The 20,727-nt window shown below is 65.5% G+C and carries 17 protein-coding genes and 1 riboswitch; of the genes, 5 read left to right on the forward strand and 12 right to left on the reverse strand.

Features of this window, described 5'->3' with window-relative positions; all coding sequences use genetic code 11:
* Window positions 1-6: 6 nt before the first annotated feature.
* From CSC74_RS08995 to CSC74_RS09015, 5 genes are read right to left on the reverse strand one after another with little or no spacing between them, the layout of a single operon-like run.
* The gene (locus CSC74_RS08995; RefSeq protein WP_162314102.1) at window positions 7-960 is read right to left on the reverse strand and encodes an N-acetylglucosamine kinase; all 954 of its coding nucleotides are present in this window, start codon (window positions 958-960) and stop codon (window positions 7-9) included.
* Window positions 957-2,123: an SIS domain-containing protein gene (locus CSC74_RS09000; RefSeq protein WP_246193083.1), complete on the reverse strand. Its 1,167-nt coding sequence runs from the start codon at window positions 2,121-2,123 to the stop codon at window positions 957-959. Before CSC74_RS09000 ends, CSC74_RS08995 begins: the two co-directional genes overlap by 4 nt.
* Window positions 2,104-3,396: a D-tagatose-bisphosphate aldolase, class II, non-catalytic subunit gene (locus CSC74_RS09005; RefSeq protein ID WP_162314103.1), complete on the reverse strand. Its 1,293-nt coding sequence runs from the start codon at window positions 3,394-3,396 to the stop codon at window positions 2,104-2,106. Before CSC74_RS09005 ends, CSC74_RS09000 begins: the two co-directional genes overlap by 20 nt.
* Before the next feature lie 14 nt (window positions 3,397-3,410).
* Window positions 3,411-4,352: a DMT family transporter gene (locus CSC74_RS09010; protein WP_162314104.1), complete on the reverse strand. Its 942-nt coding sequence runs from the start codon at window positions 4,350-4,352 to the stop codon at window positions 3,411-3,413.
* Window positions 4,349-6,448 carry a glycoside hydrolase family 36 protein gene (locus CSC74_RS09015; RefSeq protein WP_162314105.1) on the reverse strand — a complete coding sequence of 700 codons (2,100 nt, stop codon included), beginning with the start codon at window positions 6,446-6,448 and terminating at the stop codon, window positions 4,349-4,351. The genes CSC74_RS09010 and CSC74_RS09015 overlap by 4 nt, the downstream gene beginning before the upstream one ends.
* A 113-nt stretch (window positions 6,449-6,561) precedes the next feature.
* Here CSC74_RS09015 and CSC74_RS09020 point away from each other — a divergent pair, with 113 nt between their 5' ends.
* On the forward strand, window positions 6,562-7,695 hold the full coding sequence (locus CSC74_RS09020; protein WP_162314106.1) for an amidohydrolase family protein: 1,134 nt from the start codon (window positions 6,562-6,564) through the stop codon (window positions 7,693-7,695).
* 8 nt (window positions 7,696-7,703) lie between these two features.
* Here CSC74_RS09020 and CSC74_RS09025 read toward each other — a convergent pair whose 3' ends face one another.
* Window positions 7,704-8,483, reverse strand: coding sequence for a DeoR/GlpR family DNA-binding transcription regulator (locus tag CSC74_RS09025; protein WP_162314107.1), 780 nt, complete (start codon window positions 8,481-8,483; stop codon window positions 7,704-7,706).
* Window positions 8,484-8,617: 134 nt separating this feature from the next.
* On the opposite strand from CSC74_RS09025, the gene CSC74_RS09030 reads away from it, so the two are divergent.
* The 3 genes from CSC74_RS09030 to gph all read left to right on the forward strand — a co-directional run bounded on the left by CSC74_RS09030 (window position 8,618) and on the right by gph (window position 13,488).
* Window positions 8,618-11,521: a TonB-dependent receptor gene (locus CSC74_RS09030; protein ID WP_246193085.1), complete on the forward strand. Its 2,904-nt coding sequence runs from the start codon at window positions 8,618-8,620 to the stop codon at window positions 11,519-11,521.
* Window positions 11,522-11,705: 184 nt separating this feature from the next.
* Window positions 11,706-12,806, forward strand: a complete 1,101-nt coding sequence (gene dinB, locus CSC74_RS09035; protein ID WP_162314108.1) for a DNA polymerase IV — start codon at window positions 11,706-11,708, stop codon at window positions 12,804-12,806.
* 1 nt (window position 12,807) lies between these two features.
* Entirely contained in the window at window positions 12,808-13,488 is a 681-nt protein-coding gene (gene gph, locus CSC74_RS09040) for a phosphoglycolate phosphatase (RefSeq protein WP_162314109.1), read from the forward strand.
* A gap of 51 nt (window positions 13,489-13,539) precedes the next feature.
* On the opposite strand, the gene btuB is transcribed toward gph, so the two are convergent.
* The 3 genes from btuB to CSC74_RS09055 all read right to left on the reverse strand — a co-directional run bounded on the left by btuB (window position 13,540) and on the right by CSC74_RS09055 (window position 16,795).
* Window positions 13,540-15,450, reverse strand: a complete 1,911-nt coding sequence (gene btuB / locus CSC74_RS09045) for a TonB-dependent vitamin B12 receptor (protein WP_162314110.1) — start codon at window positions 15,448-15,450, stop codon at window positions 13,540-13,542.
* A gap of 116 nt (window positions 15,451-15,566) precedes the next feature.
* A riboswitch (cobalamin riboswitch) is annotated at window positions 15,567-15,805 on the reverse strand.
* A gap of 112 nt (window positions 15,806-15,917) precedes the next feature.
* A complete protein-coding gene (locus CSC74_RS09050; protein ID WP_162314111.1) occupies window positions 15,918-16,301 on the reverse strand; it encodes a TfoX/Sxy family protein in 384 nt (127 codons plus the stop codon).
* A complete protein-coding gene (locus CSC74_RS09055; RefSeq protein ID WP_162314112.1) occupies window positions 16,298-16,795 on the reverse strand; it encodes a GAF domain-containing protein in 498 nt (165 codons plus the stop codon). Before CSC74_RS09055 ends, CSC74_RS09050 begins: the two co-directional genes overlap by 4 nt.
* 169 nt (window positions 16,796-16,964) lie before the next feature.
* Here CSC74_RS09055 and bioD point away from each other — a divergent pair, with 169 nt between their 5' ends.
* Complete coding sequence (bioD, locus tag CSC74_RS09060; protein ID WP_162314113.1) at window positions 16,965-17,636, forward strand: dethiobiotin synthase; 672 nt, start codon at window positions 16,965-16,967, stop codon at window positions 17,634-17,636.
* Window positions 17,637-17,826: 190 nt separating this feature from the next.
* On the opposite strand, the gene CSC74_RS09065 is transcribed toward bioD, so the two are convergent.
* The 3 genes from CSC74_RS09065 to CSC74_RS09075 form a co-directional block, all read right to left on the reverse strand.
* Entirely contained in the window at window positions 17,827-18,219 is a 393-nt protein-coding gene (locus CSC74_RS09065) for a phasin family protein (RefSeq protein WP_162314114.1), read from the reverse strand.
* Between the two features lie 254 nt (window positions 18,220-18,473).
* On the reverse strand, window positions 18,474-18,827 hold the full coding sequence (gene queD / locus CSC74_RS09070; protein WP_162314115.1) for a 6-carboxytetrahydropterin synthase QueD: 354 nt from the start codon (window positions 18,825-18,827) through the stop codon (window positions 18,474-18,476).
* Window positions 18,828-18,980: 153 nt separating this feature from the next.
* Window positions 18,981-20,345 (reverse strand): DEAD/DEAH box helicase, encoded by a 1,365-nt coding sequence (locus CSC74_RS09075; RefSeq protein ID WP_162314116.1) that lies wholly within the window; start codon window positions 20,343-20,345, stop codon window positions 18,981-18,983.
* Between the last annotated feature and the right edge of the window lie 382 nt (window positions 20,346-20,727).

Genomic DNA, 20,727 nt, shown 5'->3' on the forward strand with positions numbered 1-20,727 from the left:
TCACGACTATCGGCTCTTCCCGGACCTTCGGAACAGCTTGGCGGCGTACATCGCCGCGCCGTAATGGGGTTCGTGCAGCGGCGCGCGCAGTTCGAAGTCCGGCGATGCGCTGCGCAGCGATTCCTTGAAGGGGATCAACAGCAGGTCGCCGGCGCTGAATGCCCCGCCCGAATAGGAGAGCGGAACGATCTCCCCGTCGGTGAATCCCAGTGATCGGCGCAGCGCATCGGCGATCAGGGCGAGCTCGTTTCCCGCTTGCGAGTAGATGCGCCCGGCAACGGCGTCTCCGAGCCGGGCCGCTTTGGCGACCAGCAACGAAAGCTTTGCGAAATCGCCGCGGCTGTAGGCCTGCTCTCCATAGACCCGTGCGCAGATATCCAGGTCCTGCTCCAGCGCGAGCTCTGCGTTGAACACCGCATGCAGCGTACCCCTGGGCAGTCGTCCGTCGCTCATGCGCGAGTAGGCGTTCAGGCCCTGCGCGGCGATCCAGTACGCGGATCCTTCATCCGAGAACGCCTCGCCCCATCCACCCGCACGTGCCGCGGCTCCCTGGCGCTGGCCGTAGCCCATGGATCCCGTGCCCGCGATGATGTTGATGCCATCCGAGCAGGCCAGCGATCCCGCCCATCCGCAAACCATGTCGTTGTCGCAGGCATAGCGGTCATGGCCAAGAACGGCGTGCGGAATGGCCTGCAACAGCGACGTGGCATGGCGATCCTCGCCGTATGCGGGAAGACCGAAGAACGCATAACGGATCGTGGCACCGGGCAAGCCGGCTTCCTGCAATACCTGGCGCACGCCCGCGGTCAGGATTTCACGTACGGCCTCGAATCCCACCTGCGGGTGATAGGTGGTTCCGTGTTGTGCCTGGGCAAGAACGCGGCCTTCCGCATCGATCAGCGCGAAGCGCGTCTTGGTTCCGCCGCCGTCCACGCCAAGGAAGCAATCGGATGCGGTCATGGCGCGGCCGAATGGATCCTGACGCCCTGCACGACACGATTCACCGTGCCCTGCTTGTTGGGGTTGTCGGGCGACAGTCCCAGCGCGCGCGAGGCGTTGAATGCGTAGATCTGCGCGATGGCGACATAAGGCCACAACAGGTCGATGTCGGCCGCTTCGGCCATGCCCGGCACCAGCAGCGTGTCGGGATCCTGCTGCTGACGTTGCTGTGCGGCGACCTCGATGATCCGTGCCGCGCAGCCATCCTGCCGCAACTCGTCGATCAGGTCGTGGTCGTAGCGGCGCGTCAGTGGATCGTTGGAGACGAAGACCATCACCAGGGTCCGGTCGGTGATGAAGGTCTTGGGGCCATGGCGGAATCCCAGCGGCGAGTCGAAGCAGGTCGCGACCGAGCCGTTGGTCAGCTCGCCGAGCTTCAACGCCGCTTCGCGGGCCAGGCCCTGGAACAGGCCGCTTCCCAGGTAGACGACGCGATCGAAGCCATGCAGCGCGAGTTCCTGCAGCGAAAGGCGCGCTCCGTCGATCACGCGCGCCGTCGCATGCGCGATCGGTCCGATCCTGGCGTCCATGGCCTGCGTATCGCCGAGCGCCAGCAGCGTTGCGTACAACATGCAGCTGAAGCTGGAAGTCATGGCGAAACTGGTGTCGTGGGTTTCCTCCGGCAGCAGCAGGGCCATCATCCGCCGCGCGGGGACCGTGTTGAGCGCGCCTTCGGCATTGCAGGTCACCACCAGGTGGCGCACGTCCTTCACCAGCGATTCGGCCAGCGCCACCGCCGCCAGGCTTTCCGGGCTGTTGCCCGAGCGGCCGAACGACACCAGCAACAGCGGCTGGGCGGGATCCAGGTAGAGATATGGCGCGCTGACCAGGTCGGTGGTCGGCACCGAATCGACGCGCGCAGCCAGGTTTCGGTCCAGCAGCGGCGCAAGGCATTGGCCGATGTAGGACGAGCTGCCCGCGCCGGTGAGGATGATGCGGGCGTTGGCGTCCCCCGCGACGGGCGCGACGAAGGCTTCGACCTGTTCGCGCAAGCCCGAGAGCAGGGCATGGGTCTGTTCCAGCATGCGCGGCTGCTGCTCTATCTCGCGCGCGGTCCAGATCGCCCCGGAGGCGAGCAGGTCCGGCTCCGGGATACCCAGGTGTTCAACGGTCTTGTTGGTCATGGCATGCATGGTAGTAGTCATCGAGGACGGCACTGATGTGGGCCATGGCCAGGGACAGCGGCTCGTGGGTCGCGGTCCCGTTGCGCAGCGCGTGCAGTGCGTGGGGAAGGTATTGGCTGATCAGCGGGATCGGCGGCGGGTCGGCCTGCAGGTTGTCGAACAACCGTTGGCGCGCCTGTTCGATGGCCGGGTCGGGCCAGTAGTAGCGGATGCGGTCGCTGAGGCTGTACTGCAGGTCGACGGACAGCGCTTCGCCTTCGCTGTGGTAGTACTTGCGCCAGTGGCCGGGATGTTCGCGCATGCGTCCGATCGCCACTTCGCGCAAACGCGCGCGCTGCGGCGCATCGATCCATTCGCGTTCGATCGCATCCAGCGCCCACAGCGCCTCGCGCAGGGCGAAGGTCAGGCCGGGGCCGACCTTGAGGATGGCGAAATGATCGCGCACCAGCGCGCGCAGCGCGTCGCGGGTCTGGTAATCGGTGGAATGCGCTTCGAAGACCATGCCGGGTACTGCCTCGATGGCCTGGCTAAGGCTGCGCGCGGCGTCTGGGTCATAGTCGATCACGCTGTGATGGTCGAACTCCACGCCCGGTTGCACTACCGAAGCGATCACACGCTGCCATGCCGCCTCCAGTCCGGCCGCGGCGAATGCCTTGCGATGCGCATCGATGGTGGCCAGCGCCGCTTGTGGCGTAGTGACGGCCAAACCTTCTATCGATTCAGTCGCCCCGCCCGGCACCGGCACCTCGGTGCCGATGACATAGACCGGTGCTTCGCCGCCGGCCTGCGCATAAGCGGTTTCGGCGGCCTGGCACAGGCGTACCGCGCGGCGCACGATTTCAGCTTCGGGCAAAGGTTCCGGATCGCCGCTGCAGGCCATCGAGCAATCCAGGTGGATCTTGCGGAAGCCGGCGGCGACATACGCGGCCACCATCGTTTCGGCCTTGTCCATCGCGGTGGCGGCGTCGAGTCCGGTCCAGGGATTGGGACCCAGGTGATCGCCGCCCAAGGCGATGCGCGTGCGATCGAAACCGACGCGGTCGGCGATACCGTGCACGAAGCGCACGAAGTCGGCGGGAGTCATGCCGGTATAGCCGCCGTCCTGGTTGACCTGGTTGCAGGTCGCTTCGAACAGCACCAGGTCCTGGCCGGTGCGCTGGGCGTGGCGCAGGCTCGCTTCGATGACGATGGGATGCGCCGAGCACAACGAAGTCACGCCATTGGCGTGTCCTTGTTGTTTATGGCGGGCGATGAGGTCGAGCAGCACTTGCATGGGGGAAGGTCCGATCAGGAAAGAGGTGTGGCCGGATCGCGCTCCGGCTCCACGCGCTCGGGCTCCAGCACCAGCAGCAACGAGGCGATCAGGGCCAGGACCAGGCCGACGATCTTCAGCGGGCCCGGCACGACGCTGGCGAAGATCAGCGACAGCACCGCGGTCACCAGCGGTGCGCCGGCGTTGGTCAGCGGCGCTACTACTATCGCCTTGCCATGGCGGAAGGCGTAGACCAGGGTCAGCGCGCCGATGGCGTTGAGCAACTGGATCGCGGCCGTCATCCACGGGCCGTCGATTCCCAGGTTGATCGGCTGGGTGAAGTCGGTCATCGCCCACGCCACCGGCGCCAGCAGCAACGCGCCCACGGCCATGTAGAAGAAGATGCTTTCGGCGCTCACCGTGTGGTTGGCCAGGCGCATGAAATAGGCCTGCACGCCCCACGCCAGCATGATCAGCAGCGACTGCAGGAACCAGCCGAGTCCTTCGGTCGCGCCGCGTCCGAACGACAGGTCCAGCAGCGGCAATGCCACCAGCGCCAGCACGATGCCCAGCGTGCCGATCCATCCGGTGCGCTCGCGCAGCAACAGGAACGAGAGCGCGATGGTCACCACCGGCGACAGCGAGATGATCGGGAACACGAAGTACGCCGGTCCTATCGTCAGCGTGTGGAACAGCAGCATCTGCCCGCCCGCGCCGAGCAGGCCGATGGTCATTCCGTAAGCCACCGCGCGCGGCGAACGCTCCAGTTTCCAGCCATTGCGCCACAGGATGTACAACGCGGGCGGAATCATGGTCAGCGCCCAGACGCAGTAGACCAGCGTGTCGGGGAAGCCATGCTCGGCCGACAATCCGGCCAGCGCGCCCCACACGCCCCACAAGGCGACGGTGGCCAGTGCGAAGGCCAGCCACGGGCGCCGACGCGGTGCGATCGCGTTGCCGATCGGGGAAGCGCTCACGCGCCCGCCTCCAGCGGTGTCGCCTGCAGCAGCACGAACCGCTTGAACGCCAACTTGAGCGAGTTGCTGTCTGCGTCCACTTCGCCCAGGTCGACTTCGTTGAACAGGTCGCGCACGCGATAGCGGCCTCCGCCCAGTCCGCGCAGTTGCACGGGACCGTTCCAGTCGGCGGCGTAGAAGCTGTAGTACATCGCGCCCTCCTTGCGGATGGCATGCGCCTCGGGTTTGTCGAAACCGATGTCGTACAGCGCGCCCAGGTACTCGCCCTTGGGCAGCATGTGCCGCTTGTACAGCCCCACCCACTTGCGCCACAGCGCTTCCTTCTCCGGGTTCAGCACGAAACCGCCGGGTGGAAGCTTGTCGACCGGATGCTCGGTATCGCGCGGCCAGGTGAACTTCGACGAGATCACCGCGCCGATGCCGACGCTGGAGGCGAAATCGTCGCCGCCGTCGGACAGTTCGACATGATCGCCCGCATAGCTGCTGCGCGCGCCCATCAGCGCCTTGATCGACTTGCCCTTGCTGCGCACCTGCCATGACGACAGCGGATCGGACGCCGGGTACTGGTCGGTGGCCGGCAGGTTGTGGAAGGCGAATGCGGTGCCGCAGGGGCATAGTTCGACCACCGCTTCCGGGTTGGCTTCGTGCGCCGCCTTGTGGATCGCATTCCAGAACGTGGCCAGGCCCTCGACCGAATCGGTCGGATGCGCGTGCTTGTGCGCCGGGTTGTAGCAGGGCGCCACTGCATTCAGATGCTGGCCGTCGAGCTTGAGGCCTTCGAAGCCCCAGTCGCCGATGATCTTCTTCACCAGCGCCACGTAGAAATCGATGGTCGGCTGGTATGCCGGGCACTGGGTCAGCGCATTCCACCAGGTCACGGTCTGGAAGGCGCCGTACTGGTCCAACAGCAACATGTCCACGTGCTCGTGCAGCACGTCGCTACCCGGGTCGGCCGCCAGCGGCGCCAGCCACAAACGCGGACGCATGCCTTGCGCACGGATCTTTTGCACGAAGTCGCGCATGTCGGCGTCGCCGCGCGGGAACTTGCGCTTGTCGAGGCGCCAGTCGCCCTCGTTGGTCTGCCAGCCATCGTCCAGCACCGCCCATTCGAAGCCCAGTTCGCGGACCTTGGGCAGGGTGGCGAGGACCTGCTCGACGGTGAAGTCGCGTTCGTAACCCCAGGCGCACCAGATCGGCGCGAAGGCCGATTCGGGCGCCTGCGGTCCCTCGATGCCTTCGGCCTGCATGAACTGCCGGTATTGCTGCAGCGGGGCGAAATGGTCGCCGCTGTGCACGGCGAGCACGGTGCGCTCGGTGACCAGGGTCTGGCCCGGCGCCAGCACGGAGGCTTGCGCCGATTCGACCGCGATGCTGGCGCCGCCGCCGGTCTTGCGCACCGGCAGGTCCAGCAGGCGCGCCACCGGTTCGACATGGCCCACGGCCAGGCCGACATCGCGACGCCACAGGTTGGCCATCGGCGTGCCGCCGCCGTAGTCGGAGGAATCCATGGACAAGGTGTTGCGCTGGTCGAAATCCGCGGTCAGCGGCTGCACCCAGTCGCGGCGGTCGGTGTGGGTGGCGCCGGAGAAACTCCAGAACCCGCCCGGCGCGTCGGCCAATTCGTGGGCGACGTTGCGCCAGCCGGTGACCTCCAGCGCGGCGCTCCCGTCATTGCGGTAGCGCGTCTGCAGCACGGCCAGGCCGGGCAGGGCGTCGAAGAAGGTCACCGCGACCTGCTTCTCGATGCCGCGATCCGAGCGACCGGTGACGATGAGCTGGTGCCCGGCGCCGTGGCGCGCGTCATCGACCGCCAGTTCCTGCTGCCCGGAGAAGGCGAAGTCCCCGAGCTCGCTGTCGGCCAGGAGCAGGCTTTCGCTGGGTTGGTAGGAGGCAAGGACCTTGCCTTTGGAGGCGATCGCGGTATGCAGGCGAGAGTCGAAGGTGATCGTGAGGGCCGAATCCTGGACCACCGCCATGGCCTCCTTGCTTCCGCGTCGGGTCGCAGACAGTGCCCATGGCAGGGTGGCGAGGGCAGCGGTGCCGGCCACGCTGCCGGCGACGAGCTTCAAGACGGTGCGGCGTCCAATGGGGGGCATGGCGGCAGTCCGGTTGGGATGGCCTGATTCTCCGTCATCCGTTCCGGTTGATGCAAGCGTTTTGTTGCGATATGGTATTAGTAAGTTTCGTTATATTACCTGAGGCGATAGCAATGGCCCTGTTCCTTCGCACTGTGGCGGCGTCCCTGGCGGCCGGTTTTCTCTCCCTCACGATCGCGGTCGCGGCTCCACCTGCAATGCCTCCCGTGGATCAGGCGAACGGATCGGACGCCTATTCGATGGACGACTTCGCCCGCGTACGCAAATACGATGCGCACGTCCACGCCAACACCCGGGACGACGCGTTCCTCGAGCAGGCGCGTGCGGATGGTTTCGAACTGCTGTCGATCAACGTCGACTATCCGGCCTTCCCCAGCGTGGCCCTGCAGCACGAAGCCGCCGTGGCCCTGGCGAAGCAGGATCCGGCGCGCTTCCACTGGGCGACCACTTTCACGATGAAAGGCTTCGGCACCGCGGGCTGGACCGAACGGGTCGATGCCGGCCTGGCGCAGGACGTGGCGCAGGGCGCGCGCGCGGTGAAGGTCTGGAAGAACGTCGGCATGGTCGAGAAGGACGCCGACGGCAAGCTGATCATGCTCGACAACCCCGGCCTGGCGGCGGTGGCCGAGCAGGTGCGTGCGCTGGGCGTGCCCCTGATCGCGCACCAGGGCGAGCCGTACAACTGCTGGTTGCCGCTGGACCAGATGACCACCGACAACGATCGCGAGTACTTCCAGCACCATCCCGAATACCACATGTACCTGCATCCGGAGATGCCCGGGTACGAGGACCTGATGGGCGCACGCGATCGTTTCGTGGCCGCGCACCCGCAGCTGCGTGTCGTCGGCGCGCACCTGGCCAGTCTGGAATACGACGTGGACCGCATCGCCGCGTTCCTCGATCGTTTCCCCAACGCCAGCGTCGACCTGGCCGCACGCATGAGCCAGGTGCAATACCAGTCGGTGCGGGACCGCGAGAAGGTGCGGAACTTCTTCATCCGCTACCAGGACCGGCTGCTGTACGGCACCGACCTGACCTACGGCCCGGACGCCGAACCCGAGGACTTCAAGCGCGAGGCGCACGCGGTGTGGAGCGCGGACTGGCGTTACCTGGCGACCGGCCAGTCGCAGCGCGTGGACGTGCTCCACGTCGACGTACCCGGCCTGGCCCTGCCGCGCGCGGTGATCGACAAGATCTATTACGCCAACGCGGTGCGCGAGTTCGTGCCCGCGAAACCGGGCAGCTGACCGGTGGCTCAGGCCAGCAGCAGTTCGAAGCCGAGCTGATGGCTGGCCTGGCGCACGTCTTCCGGCGCATTGATGTCGGTGATCAGCGTGTTGAGATCGCTGACGGGGATGATCCGGTGCAGGCAGACCTTGCCGAACTTGGAACTGTCGGAGATGGCGACCACCATGCGCGCGGCTTCGACCATCTTCCGGTTGAGCATGGCTTCGGGTTCGTAATGAGTGGTGATGCCGCGCTCCAGGTCGAACCCGTCGACGCCGAGGAACAGCATGTCCACGTGCAGCGCGCCCAGCGCTTCCTCGGCCAGGCCGCCGTAGAAGGCCATGTTCTTGCGCCGCAACTCGCCGCCGAGCATGACGATGTTGATGTTGCTCTTGGCCGTCAATACGGTAAGCACGCCGAAGTCGTTGCTGACCACGGTCACCTCGATGTTGGGCAGCGCCTCCGCGAGCTGGATGGCGGTGGTGCCCGAATCGATGGCGATGGTGTCGCCGGCCTTGACCATGGCCGCCGCGCGCTGGCCGATGCGGCGCTTCTCATCCAGGAAAGCCGTCCGCTTGGCCTCGTAGGGAGGCTCCGACAGCGCCCCGCCGACCACGCCGCTGTCGATGGCGCCGCCGTAGGCGCGCGCCATGACCCCGCGCTCGGTCAGATAGCGCAAGTCCTTGCGCACGGTCTGCATGCTGACGCCGAAACGCTGGGCCAGCGCAGTCACCTGCACGCTGCCATGCTGGCGCACGAGTTCGCTGATCTGCAGGCGTCGTTGACTGGTGTCGCGGGTGGCGACCATGGGTACTCCTTGTGATGGGACCAAAGTATCGGTCATTTCGTTAAATTTCGCTATTGATACGAAACGAAATGTGTTATAGCCTTGGTTTCGTTTTGTTGCGTATGCTTGTCACCGCTAATCCTGAGGAGATCCCAGTGAAGTCCATCCAGCCGCATCGGAACACGCTCTTTCATGGCATCGCGCTCGCGCTGCTGATCCCTCAATTGGGTCTTGCCCAGGAGACCGGCGCCGCTGCCACGGATCCGGCCCCGGAAGCGCGCGCGAGTACGTCATCGACCCAGGAGCCTGCCGTCGGCGAACAAGCTGTCGACCTGGAGACCGTGGTGGTCACCGGTGTGCGCGGCAGCCTGGCGCGCTCGGTCGAGCTCAAGCGCGAAGCCGGCACCGTCCAGGATTCGATCACCGCGCTGGAACTGGGCAAGTTTCCCGACGACAACGTGGCCGATTCGCTCAGCCACATCACTGGCGTGGCCATTTCGCGCACCGCCGGTGGCGAGGGCCAGAAGGTCAGCGTCCGCGGCCTGGGACCGGAATACACCTTGACCACGTTCAACGGACGCATCCTCGCCACCGATGGCGCAGGCCGTGATTTTGCCTACGACGTGTTGCCGGCGGATGTCATCAGCGGCGCCGATGTGATCAAGGGCGCGCAGGCCTCGCTCACCGAAGGCGGTGTCGGCGGCCTGGTCAACCTGCGCTCGGCCAGCCCCTTCGACGATCCCGGACAGCACGCGATCGTGCGCCTGGAAGGCGACCGCAACCAGATGTCCGAACTCGACGGCCAGAAGTTCTCGGCCGCCTACAGCAACACCTTCGCCGACAACACCTTCGGGGTGCTGCTGGGCGTGGTCTACGGCGAACGCAAGGACCGCACCGATGTCGCCGGCAACGACGGCGGCTGGACCCGCAACCCGGATCCGAACGACGAGAGCTGGCTGTGGGGCAACGCCTGGGGCGGCAATATCGACCTCAACGGCAACGGCGACCTGGATCCCGAGGAATACGGCCTGATCGCGCCGGGCCAGTTCCGGGTCGGCTCGATCCTCGAAGAGAAGAAGCGCAAGGCCTTCTCCGGCAAGATCGAATGGCGCCCCAGCGACAGCGTCAGGATCGTGGTGGACGGATTGAAGACCCGCCTGGATTCGCCGCAGGTGTCCTACCAGCAGTCCTACTATCCGCTGTTCGCGCCGGGCCGCTGGTCCGACATCGAAGTGCAGAACGGCATCGTCACCGGCTTCACCATGGACAATGCCGATCCGGAACTGCGGCTCAACCCGGAGCTGCTCAACCAGACCGAACATCGCGTGGTCGATACCGACCTGTACGGCGTCAACGGCGAATGGAAGGCGACCGACGATTTCACCCTTACCGCCGATCTTTATCGCTCCACCTCCAAGCGCTATTCCGGCGGCCAGGACACCTACGTGGTCCTGCGCATGAACCAGCCCAACATCGCCCGCATCACCCTGGGCCCGAGCGCGGTGCCCAATGTCGCGGTCACGTTCGACGATGGCCGCGACCTGATCACCGGCCTGGCCAATGGCGAGTTCACCGGTTCGGATTTCAACACGCACTACATGGAACTGCGTGGCGACAACATCGTCGACAAGATCACCGGCGGCACCGTGGCCGGCAAGCTGTTCGTGGGCAAGTGGGGTCTGGACGACCTGCACTTCGGCGTGACCCGCACCGAACGGACCAAGTCGCGCGACCTGATCAACAACACCCTCAACGGCGGCGCCGACTACTACTCGGGCGACAACGCCATCAACGTGGGCGACCTGGAGGGTTCGGTGATCTCCAGCGTGCTGAACTTCCCGCACTTCATGGATGGCGTCGGCAGCAGCTTCCCGCGCAGCTTCCTGGGCTTCGACGTGCCCAACTACCTGGCCATGCTCGAGGCCTACAACGGCAACCTGCGTCCCGACGGCACGCCCTACGATTTCTCGATGGCCGCGCCGGCATGGAACCCGCTGCAGAGCTATCGCGTCAGCGAGAAGACCAATGCCTTCTACGTGCAGGCCGACTTCTCCGGCGAACGCTGGAACGGCGATGTGGGCGTGCGCCTGGTCAAGACCAGCACCCGCGCCCAGGCCTGGGACGCGGAGATCCTCAGCATCACCGAGAACGGCGCGTTCAACTACACCGCCGATTACGCGGAACCGACGCCGATTCTGCAGGACGCCGACTACCCCTTCGCCTTGCCTTCGGCCAACTTCCCCTGGCGTTTCACCGACGAGTTGCAGCTGCGCCTCGGCGCCGCCAAGACCATGGCCCGCCCGCCGGTGGACAAGCTGGCCCCGACCAACACCACCGAGAGCGTGTCGTGGGGGGAATTCACCCAGGTCTATGGCGGCAATGCGAACCTGAAGCCCTACAGCGCACGCCAGGGCGATGTGTCGCTGGAGTGGTATTTCTCCGAGCAGTCCATCATCAATATCGCCGCGTTCTACAAGCGCATCGAGAACCAGATCACCACCAGCTGGGAGCCGGGTCAGGACATCGGCGTCGGCCCGATCCTCGATACCGACGGCAATCCCATCACCTCCGGCCCGACCCTGTTCAACGTGATGCGCCCGATCAACGGCGACTACGCCAAGGTGCATGGCCTGGAGTTCGGCCTGCAGCACTTCTGGGAAAACGGCTTCGGCGTGCGCGCCCAATACACCCGCAACTGGTCCAACAGCTGGGTGGGCGACGAAAAGCGCCCGCTGGAAGGCATCGCTCCGGCCACTTATTCGCTGGGCCTGATGTACGAGAAGGGCAAGTGGTCCATGGGCGCGAATGCCGACCACACCGACGGCTTCGTCACTGCGATCAACGTGCTGGGCGCCGGCTACAACGAGGAAGCCGACGACATCACCTGGCTCACCGCGCACGTGTCCTACAAGTTCAACGACATGTTCAGCATCAGCCTGGAAGGGCAGAACCTGCTGGACGACGAGCAGACCTACAGCATCAACGGCAACCCGCTGCTTTCGCAGGGTTATTACCGCTATGGCCGTTCGGTCAACCTCGGCCTGAGCTTCAGGTTCTAGTACAAAATCCCCGAGCTCGCGGGGACAGCAAAGAGAGCTTCTTGAACGACGTGGAACCTGCAAGCCGCCTCCGGGCGGCTTGTTTCATGGGGTTGCGAACCCTTCGGGAATCCTTTTCGACCCTCGGGGATTCGCTCCCACACGCTCCCACGCTGGTCGTGCCTGCACGGGCGATAATGCCGGCATGCGCAAGATCCTCCACATCGACATGGATGCGTTCTACGCCTCGGTCGAGCAACGCGACGATCCGGGGTTGCGCGGCAAGCCGGTGGTGGTGGCCTGGCGCGGCGCGCGGTCGGTGGTGTGCGCGGCCTCGTACGAGGCGCGGGTATTCGGCGTGCGCTCGGCGATGCCGGCGGTGCGCGCCGAACGCCTGTGCCCGCAGGCGATTTTCGTGCCGCCGGATTTCGTCCGCTACAAGGCGGCATCGAAGGCGATCCGGGACATCTTCCTGCGCCACACCGACCTGGTCGAACCGCTGTCGCTGGACGAGGCCTACCTCGACGTCACCGAGCCGAAGACCGATTTCCCCAGCGCCACCGCCATCGCCGAGGAGATCCGCCGGCAGATCCGCGAGGAGACCTCGCTGACCGCGTCGGCCGGGATCGCGCCGAACAAGTTCCTGGCCAAGATCGCCTCGGACTGGCGCAAGCCCGATGGCCAGTTCGTGATCCGCCCGCAGCAGGTGGAAGCCTTCCTCGCGCCGTTGCCGGTCGCCAAGATCCCGGGCGTGGGCAAGGTGATGCAGGGCAAGCTTTCCGCATTGGGAATAGAACTGGTCGGCGACCTGCGCGAATATCCGATGGACGAACTGCAGCGCCACTTCGGCAGCTTCGGCGCCGCGTTGTACCGGCGCGCGCGCGGCATCGACGAACGACCGGTGCAGCCCGACCAGCCGGTGCAGTCGATCTCGGCCGAGGACACCTTCGAACACGATGTGCCCTTGTCCGAAATCGCACCGACGGTCCGGCGACTTGCGATGAAGACCTGGGAAGCTTCGCGCAAGACCGAGCGCGTGGGCCGCACCGTGGTGCTGAAGCTGAAGACCTCGCAGTTCCGCATCCTGACCCGCAGCTTCACTCCGGAAAGCCCGCCGCATTCGCTGGAAGTGCTCACCGACATCGCCCTGTCGCTGTGCGACCGCGTCGAACAGCCGGCCGGAACGCTGTACCGGCTGGTCGGCGTGGGACTGGGCGGGTTCCGCGAACGCGAGGAGACGGTTTCGCAAGGCACGCTTTTCGACGGCTACGAACAAGCCGCAACCCCACCCCCCATGGAGCATTGATTTGAACTTTTCCTATTCGCTGGTTGTGTTCGACCTGGACGGCACGCTGGTCGACAGTGCCTCCGACATCGCCGAAGCCGTCAACCGCACGTTGGTGGACTGGTCATTGCCGCGGCAGGAGGAAACCGTGATCCGCGGCTGGATCGGTGATGGTGCACGCGCGTTGGTGGCCAGCGCGTTCGCCCATGCCGGAAAGGCCATCGACCTGGACAAGGTGATGCCCGGTTTCATGGTCCATTACGCCGACTGCCTACTGCTGTATCCGACCGTGTATCCGGGCGTGGTCGAGACCCTGCAGGCGTTGCGCGAAAGGAAAGTTGCCGTGGCAATCTGCACCAACAAGCCGCAACGCTTCGTGCGTCCGTTGCTGGATGCGTTGCGGCTGGGTGAATACTTCGAGTGCATTGTCGGTGGCGATACCTTGCCAGAACGCAAGCCGAGTGCGGCGCCCCTGCTGCACTTGGTCGATCACTTCGGCCTGCAGCCTTCGCAATGCCTGATGGTAGGCGACTCGGCCACCGACCTGCTGACTGCGCAGGCGGCGGACGTGCCGATGGCATTGGTCACTTACGGTTACCTGCGCGGTTTCGATCCGCATTCGGTGCCGGGCGTTGCCGTGATCGACGATATGCGCGAACTGCTCGGCCCCCAGGTAGAGCCGAGCTTGCTCGGCTGTTCCTGATTCCGGGAAGAGCAGCCGAGCGAGCTCGGCTCTACGGTGGGGTTGTCCGGCTCAGCGTGCCGGCTGGTAGCGCAAACTCAATCCGTACTCGCGGCCGGGCTGGTTGTACCAGGCGATGGTTTCGTAATCGCGGTCGAACACGTTGGTCGCGCGCGCCTGCAGGCTCCAGTCGGCGTTGACCGCGTACTCCACGCGCAGGTCGACGGTGCCGTAGCCGCCCAGGCGCATGTTGTTGGCGGCGTCGTCGTAGCGCGCGCTGGCGCCGCTGACCGTGGTGCCGAAGCGGAATGCGCCGAAGCTGCGGTCGATGTCGATGCGGCCGCTGCGCGGCGAACGGCGCGGCAGCAGGTTGCCGTAGTTCGGATTGTCGGCGCCTTCCGCGGTCAGGCGCGCGTCGGCGCGCGGGTCGACATAGCTCAGTTGCGTGGACAGATCCCAGCCGGCGATCGAGGTCGCGAAAGTCAACTCGGCGCCGCGGATACGCGCTTCGTCCACCTGCACCAGGTTGAAGAAGCTGTCGTAACCGGTCAGCGCATCGATGCGGGTCTCGTACACGTTGAAGGTCCAGTTCCACGCGCTGGCGTACTGGCCGATGCCCACGTTGAGGCTCTTCGATTCCTCGGGCTCCAGGTCCGGATTGCCGCCGAACGGGTAATACAGGTCGTTGAAGGTCGGCGCCTTGAAGCCGGTTCCGTAAGTGGCGTTGAGCTTGAAATCATTGCCCAGGCTCATGCCCCAGCCGATGCTGCCGGTGCTGTGGTTGCCGAACTGTTCGTTGTCGTCGTTGCGCACGCTGGCCTGCAGCTGGTGCGCGCCGAACTTGCCCTGGTATTCGACGAAGGCGGCGGTATTGTCGCGGCTGGTCACGGTGAACCCGGTGTGGCTGGTCACTTCATCGCGTTGCCAGTCGCCGCCCGCGCTGAGCAACTGGCCGTCGGCGATGGCGATGTCCGCCTGTACCGAGGCGGTATCGCGCCGGGTGTCGAAATTGTCCACGAAACGGCGCGTTCCGGCCTCGCGGAAATACGCATGGTACTTGTCGATGGCGCGGCCCGCCTGCGCGGTGACCTTGACCCGCGTGCCCGGCGACCATGCCAGCTTGCCGCCGAGCACGCGCTGCGTGTTCGAGGTTTCGTTGCCGCCGAAGCGGCTGCCGTCGAACTCGTTGTCGTTATCGGCATTGAGGAAGTGGCCTTCCACGGCCAGCGTATCGCCGATCTCGACGCCGCCGCGCAACGACAAGGAGAGATTGCGGTAGCCATCGAGGTCGGGTTCGTCGGCGAAGCAGCCCTGGAACAAGGCCTCCGAACCGCGACAGGCATTGATGCCGTCGGTTTCCTGATAGGCGCCTTCGGCGCTGATCCAGCCTCGTTCGCCGCGGTTGCTGAAGCCGGCGCTGGCTTCGCGCAGGTTGTGGCTGCCGGCGCCGATGCGCAAATGCGGCTCGAAACCCGTGCCGCCCCTGCGGGTGAAGATCTGGATCACGCCGCCAATGGCTTCCGAACCGTACAGGCTGGAGCGCGGACCGCGGATGATCTCGATGCGCTCGATCTGGTCGACCGGCAAGTCCTGGAACATGGACAGTCCGGAAGTGGCCGAGCCGACGCGGATGCCGTCGACGAGGACCAGCACGTGATCGGATTCGGCGCCGCGCAGGAACAAGGTCGTGAGCTTGCCCGCGCCGCCCTGGTTGGTGAAATTCACGCCGGCGCGGCCCTTCAGCAGGTCCTGCAGCGAACGCGCCTGGCTGCGTTCTATTTCCTCGCGATCGATCACCTGCGCGGGTACCAGGCTGTCCTCGAGGGCGACCTCGGTGCGGGTGCCGGTGACCACGATTTCATCGAAGTCGGTGGCGTCGGCGGCGACTTCCGCCATGGCCACGGAAGGAAGCGCCAGGGCGATGCCCAGGGCGAGTGCGTGGAGCGGGATGGCGCGCGAGTACGAGGAAATGTTTTTTTGCATGACGGCTCTCCACCGCGCACGACCCGTACGCGGAATGGTTCGAGGGAGTCGCAAGCACGGGGGAGAACGCACGGAAGGCCGCAGAGCGGACCGCCGCCGCAATGCCCGCCGCATCGCAACCAGTGAGCTCCAGGGCCGGTCTCCGGGCTTGCGAATGAACGTCGGGGACGTTCGACCGTGGCGCCTTCCCATGCTGAGCACAGTGGCGGATGCCGCGGTTGTCTTCGCTTACCGTTGCGGGGGCAGCGCCGGACTCGTCATGCACGACCTGGGTCGGATGGACTCACCGGCTTCCCGTTTCAACCCGAAGGCGGCATGTCGCCGCCGTCGGGTCACCTTGAAGCGCGCGCAGTGTACCCGATCGGCGAAGCTCCCACGCCTTGCGGATCCGAGCTTGCTCGGATGCCTTTGACCTCGTATGAAGAGCATCCGGGCAAGCTCGGATCCACAAACACGGTTGCAGCGACTCACTCGCGCTCGTCGTCGCCCACAGGTTCATCGAGGAAATCGGAAGCGGGCGCTTCGTCTTCCTGCATCTGCGTGGTGGTCACCGGACCCGCCGCCGGACGACCGCGCGGCGCCGGCAACAACGCCACCGCCGCTTCGTATTCGGCAATCAGGACCTGGCGCCTGGCCTCGGGGACTTCCTGCCAGTGGCAGTCGGCGAGTGCGCCTTCCAGCGCATACAGCAGGTTGAGACTGGGCCGGAAACCGGCGCGCTTGACCCGCATGAAGGCATCCACGGGGCCGGCCGCGGCGATGTCCTCGTGGGTGCGCAGACCGACCTGACGCAACCAGGCCGAGGACTTGGGGCCGATGTTGCGCATCTTGATGGTGCTTGCTTGGGTCATGGCAGCGACTCCAGGAGCGACTCCAGAAATATACGGGCGATGGCCTCCAGGCCTTGCTGATCCTCCTCGTCGAAACGGCCGGGGTTGGGGCTGTCGAGATCGAATACCCCCACCAATGCATCGCCGTGCACCAGCGGCACCACCAATTCGGAACGCGATGCCGAATCGCAGGCGATATGCCCGGGGAATGCATCCACGTCGGCCACGCGCTGGGTCTGGCGGGTGCGCGCCGCGGCGCCGCACACGCCCTTGTCCAGGGCGATGCGCACGCAGGCGGGCAGGCCCTGGAACGGACCGACCACCAGTTCGTTGCCGTCGTAGAAATAGAAACCGACCCAGTTGAGGCCGGGCAGGGCGTGATAGACCAGTGCCGCGAGGTTGGCGGCGTTGGCGATACGGTCGGGTTCGCCGTGCACCAGGGCGCGCGCCTGCGCGGCGAGCTGCGCGTATTGTTCCGGCTTGCTGCCAGAAAGGGTGGAAGCGGTGAAGGACATCGCTCGATTCTATCCGTTTGGCGTGAGCGGCGTTCCAGGTGGATTCCGCGGGTTGTCTTGCGTTGGGGTGCGGCATGCTGCACCTTGGTCCGGGCGCGGCATTCGCGATAATTGTCCCCATGCGATTGAAACGGAATGTAGCGGTCGATAACGGCCACTAGCCCCTGAAATGAACCATTACTACGTCACCGGTACCGATACCGGCATCGGCAAGACCCTGGCGTCCACCGCGCTGCTGCATGCATTGCGTCATCGCGGGCTGCGCGCGGTCGGCATGAAGCCGGTGGCCAGCGGCTGCGTGGACAGCGGCGATGGCCCGCGCAACGAGGATGCGTTGGCGTTGCTGGCGGCCAGCGATCCACGCCCGGATTATGCCGACCTCAATCCGTATGCGCTGCCGCAGCCGTTGGCGCCGGAGATCGCGGCGCACGAAGCCGGTGTCGAGGTCGGGCTGGAAAAAATCGTCGCCGCCTTCCGGCGCCTGCAGGCCTCGGCCGATGCGGTGGTGGTGGAAGGCGTGGGCGGCTGGGCCGCGCCGCTGGCGACCACGCTGGACCAGGCGGATCTGGTGCGCGCCTTGCGCCTGCCGGTGATCCTGGTGGTCGGCATGCGCCTGGGCTGCCTCAACCATGCGCGACTGACGGCGCGGGCGATCCTCGACGATGGCTGCGAACTGGCGGGATGGATCGCCAACCATGTGGATGCGGGCATGGAGCGGCAGGACGAGAACTTCGAACTGTTGACGGCGCGCATGCAGGCGCCGTGCTGGGGAAGGATTCCCTTCAGTCCCGGATCGGCTCCCGAAGTGCTGTCGAAGCGGTTGCAGATGGAAGACCGTTAGCGCGTAGGAGCGACGCAAGTCGCGACTTGACGCTCACACCAAAACCCTTCGCGACTTACGTCGCTCCTACGCGCTCTTTTGTTCCCCGTTGCCGTCCGGGCAATAAAAAACCCGGCAGCGTGGGGCTGCCGGGTCGGTTGCGCGGAGGGAGGGGAGCCGCGCAATAAACGACGAGGTGTTGCGGTATTGCTTACTTGCCCTTGGCGGCCTTGGTCGCCTTGGCCACGGTCGCCTGCGCGGTTTCGCTGGCGGCTTCGAACTGGTTCTTGGCCAGCTGGCCGAGGGCTTCGTTGGTCTTCAGGGTCAGGCCGATCACTTCCTGGCCGGCAGCGGCGACGCGCTCGGCATTTTCCTTGGCGATCTGCAGGCCCTTCGGCCACACGGTCTTGTAGGCTTCGACGTCGCGGATTTCGGACAGCTCGCCGAAGAACGCGGTGGTGGCTTCGATGTTCTTCTCGAAGGTCTTCAGCTGCACGCCGAAGATGGTTTCGGCATTTTCCAGGGCCAGGCGATTGGCGCGCGCAGCGGCAGCGGCGAACTGGTGGGTGAAGGTGGTGAACTGCTCGTTGATCTGTGCGGACATGGTGTGTCTCCGGAGTTGAGAGGGTCTTGCGACCTTGTTGCAGTGCAATATACAGATCGATATGTTGCAACGCAACAACAGGCGTATGGAATCCGACGAACGGTCAGGACCTGTTTAGAATCAAGCGCTTGTATGAGGCCGTGTAGGAGCGGGCCTTGCCCGCGATGCTCTTCGATCCGTGTCCAGAAGCACAAAGCATCGCGGGCAAGGCCCGCTCCTACAGGAAAGCATCAGGCATCGGGCAAGGCCCGCTCCTACCCGCGGTAGCGGCAGCCGGAGGTGCAGGTCTCGTGGATCACGATCTCGCTCAGCGCCGGTAATGCCGGCTTGAGCCGCTCCCAGACCCAGATCGCCAGCCGTTCGCTGGTCGGGTTGTCCAGGCCTTCGATGTCGTTGAGGTAGTGGTGGTCCAACTGGTCGTAGATCGGCTGGAATGCCGCCTTGATATCGCCGAAGTCCATGATCCAGCCGGTCTCGGCGCCGGGCTCGCCGCCCACCCTTATTTCGATGCGGAACGAATGCCCATGCAGGCGCGCGCATTTGTGCCCCGGCGGCACGTTGGGAAGCCGGTGCGCGGCTTCCAGGGTGAAGATCTTGAAGATGTCCATGGGCGGCATTGTAGAGGAGGGGGTGGATCACTGATTTTGTGGGAGGGGCTTCAGCCCCGACGCTCTTTGCGGCAAGCCTCGGGGCTGAAGCCCCTCCCACAAAAGCAAAAGGCCGACCCGAAGATCGGCCTTTCATTCTTTCGCTACCGGCAATCAACGTGCCGGACGCGCACCCTGGCGATACGGGTTCGGGCTACGCGCACCATCGCGCTGGCCGCCAGCGGGGGCTCCGCCGCCACCGGTACGCTGCTTCGGACCCGCATGCGCGTGACGCGGCGCATCGGAATGCGGGCGACGCGCGGTGTTGGCGCGGCGCGGGGCGTTGTTGCCGCCCGGACGCTCGTTGGGCGGGTTGTCGTTGCCCCAGCGGATCGGACGCATCGGCTCGAAGCCGGGCACGTCGCGGATTTCCACGTCGCGCTTCAGCATGCGGGTGATCGCACGCAGCAGCTTGGCTTCGTCCTGCGCCACCAGCGAGATAGCCTCGCCCTGCGAACCGTTGCGACCGGTGCGGCCGATGCGGTGCACGTAGTCCTCGGCGACCATCGGCAGGTCGAAGTTGATCACCGTCGGCAGCTGGTCGATATCGATGCCGCGCGCGGCGATGTCGGTGGCGACCAGCACGTTGATGCGGCCGGCCTTGAAGTCCTTCAGCGCACGCAGGCGCGCGCCCTGGCTCTTGTTGCCGTGGATCGCGGCGACTTTGATCCCGGACTGCTCCAGGAACTTGGCCAGCTTGTCGCAGCCGTGCTTGGTGCGGCCGAATACGAGGGCCTGCTTGCGCGAATCGGCGGCCAGGATATGCAGCAGTAGGTCGCGCTTGCGGGGGCCATCGACCGGGTGCACGCGGTGGCTGATGGTGTCGGCCACGGTGTTGCTGGGGGTGACCTGGATCTGCTTCGGATCGTGCATGAACTGCATCGCCAGCTGCCGGATGCTGTCGACGAAAGTCGCCGAGAACAGCAGGGTCTGCCGGTTCTGCTTGGGCAGCTTGGTCAGGATGCGCTGGATCGCCGGCAGGAAGCCCATGTCGAGCATGCGGTCGGCTTCGTCCAGGACCAGGATTTCGATGCCCGACAGGTCGACGTTGCGGCGGTCCATGTGGTCGATCAAACGACCGGGGGTCGCCACGATCAGATCCACGCCACGACGCAGCGCATCCTGCTGCGGGCCCATGCCGGCGCCGCCATAGATGGTCGTGCTGGGGATGCGCAGGTACTTGCTGTAGTCGCGCAGGCTGTCGTGCACCTGTACCGCCAGTTCGCGGGTCGGTGCCAGGATCAGCGCACGCGGCTTGCGCACGCCGTTCACTGCCTGCGGCGAAGTGCCCAGGTGCTGCAGCAGCGGCAGGCCGAACGCGGCGGTCTTGCCGGTACCGGTCTGCGCACCGGCCATCAGGTCGTGGCCGGCCAGGGCCAGCGGAATGGCCTGGGTCTGGATCGGGGTGGGGGTGTCGTAACCCTGTTCTTTCAGGGCGCGCAGCAGGAAGGGCGAAAGCCCGAGGTTTTCAAAAGACATTCGGTGGAACTCCAGTATTTCGATCAAGACGGCCACAAGCGCCCACGCAAGGCGCGGACGGCGAAAGACCAGCAGTGGATCGAGGTATTGCCCGAAGCGTTCCCGATGAACCGCGCTGCGAGAAATGAATGCGGCCGACGCCAAAGCGGCGGGGCCGTATCTGCAAGGCGAATGGCGTCGGAGTGGGGGCGGGCGCATCGGTCCGCTTGAGGGACCTGAGGCGCCGGCGATCCCGAAGGGAAACGGACGGCCGCTTGCAAACGGGGCGCACTGTAACCGATCCGGGGCGGAAAAGCCCGTGTTGCCGGGGTTTCTTGTTCAGGAAGGAGCGGAAAGCAGGGTCCGCGCGGATATTGCGGGCAGGCGTCGAGTCAATGGCGCT

Source organism: Pseudoxanthomonas yeongjuensis (assembly GCF_010093345.1).
In the GTDB taxonomy this organism is placed as follows: Bacteria; Pseudomonadota; Gammaproteobacteria; order Xanthomonadales; family Xanthomonadaceae; genus Pseudoxanthomonas_A; species Pseudoxanthomonas_A yeongjuensis.

Coding starts and splice junctions, on each gene's coding strand:
- CSC74_RS08995 (WP_162314102.1), bottom strand. CDS start 960: ATGACCGCATCCGATTGCTTCCTTGGCGTGGACGGCGGCGGAACCAAG.
- CSC74_RS09000 (WP_246193083.1), bottom strand. CDS start 2,123: ATGACCAACAAGACCGTTGAACACCTGGGTATCCCGGAGCCGGACCTG.
- CSC74_RS09005 (WP_162314103.1), bottom strand. CDS start 3,396: ATGCAAGTGCTGCTCGACCTCATCGCCCGCCATAAACAACAAGGACAC.
- CSC74_RS09015 (WP_162314105.1), bottom strand. CDS start 6,448: ATGCCCCCCATTGGACGCCGCACCGTCTTGAAGCTCGTCGCCGGCAGC.
- CSC74_RS09020 (WP_162314106.1), top strand. CDS start 6,562: ATGGCCCTGTTCCTTCGCACTGTGGCGGCGTCCCTGGCGGCCGGTTTT.
- CSC74_RS09025 (WP_162314107.1), bottom strand. CDS start 8,483: ATGGTCGCCACCCGCGACACCAGTCAACGACGCCTGCAGATCAGCGAA.
- dinB (WP_162314108.1), top strand. CDS start 11,706: ATGCGCAAGATCCTCCACATCGACATGGATGCGTTCTACGCCTCGGTC.
- btuB (WP_162314110.1), bottom strand. CDS start 15,450: ATGCAAAAAAACATTTCCTCGTACTCGCGCGCCATCCCGCTCCACGCA.
- CSC74_RS09050 (WP_162314111.1), bottom strand. CDS start 16,301: ATGACCCAAGCAAGCACCATCAAGATGCGCAACATCGGCCCCAAGTCC.
- CSC74_RS09055 (WP_162314112.1), bottom strand. CDS start 16,795: ATGTCCTTCACCGCTTCCACCCTTTCTGGCAGCAAGCCGGAACAATAC.
- bioD (WP_162314113.1), top strand. CDS start 16,965: ATGAACCATTACTACGTCACCGGTACCGATACCGGCATCGGCAAGACC.
- CSC74_RS09065 (WP_162314114.1), bottom strand. CDS start 18,219: ATGTCCGCACAGATCAACGAGCAGTTCACCACCTTCACCCACCAGTTC.
- queD (WP_162314115.1), bottom strand. CDS start 18,827: ATGGACATCTTCAAGATCTTCACCCTGGAAGCCGCGCACCGGCTTCCC.
- CSC74_RS09075 (WP_162314116.1), bottom strand. CDS start 20,345: ATGTCTTTTGAAAACCTCGGGCTTTCGCCCTTCCTGCTGCGCGCCCTG.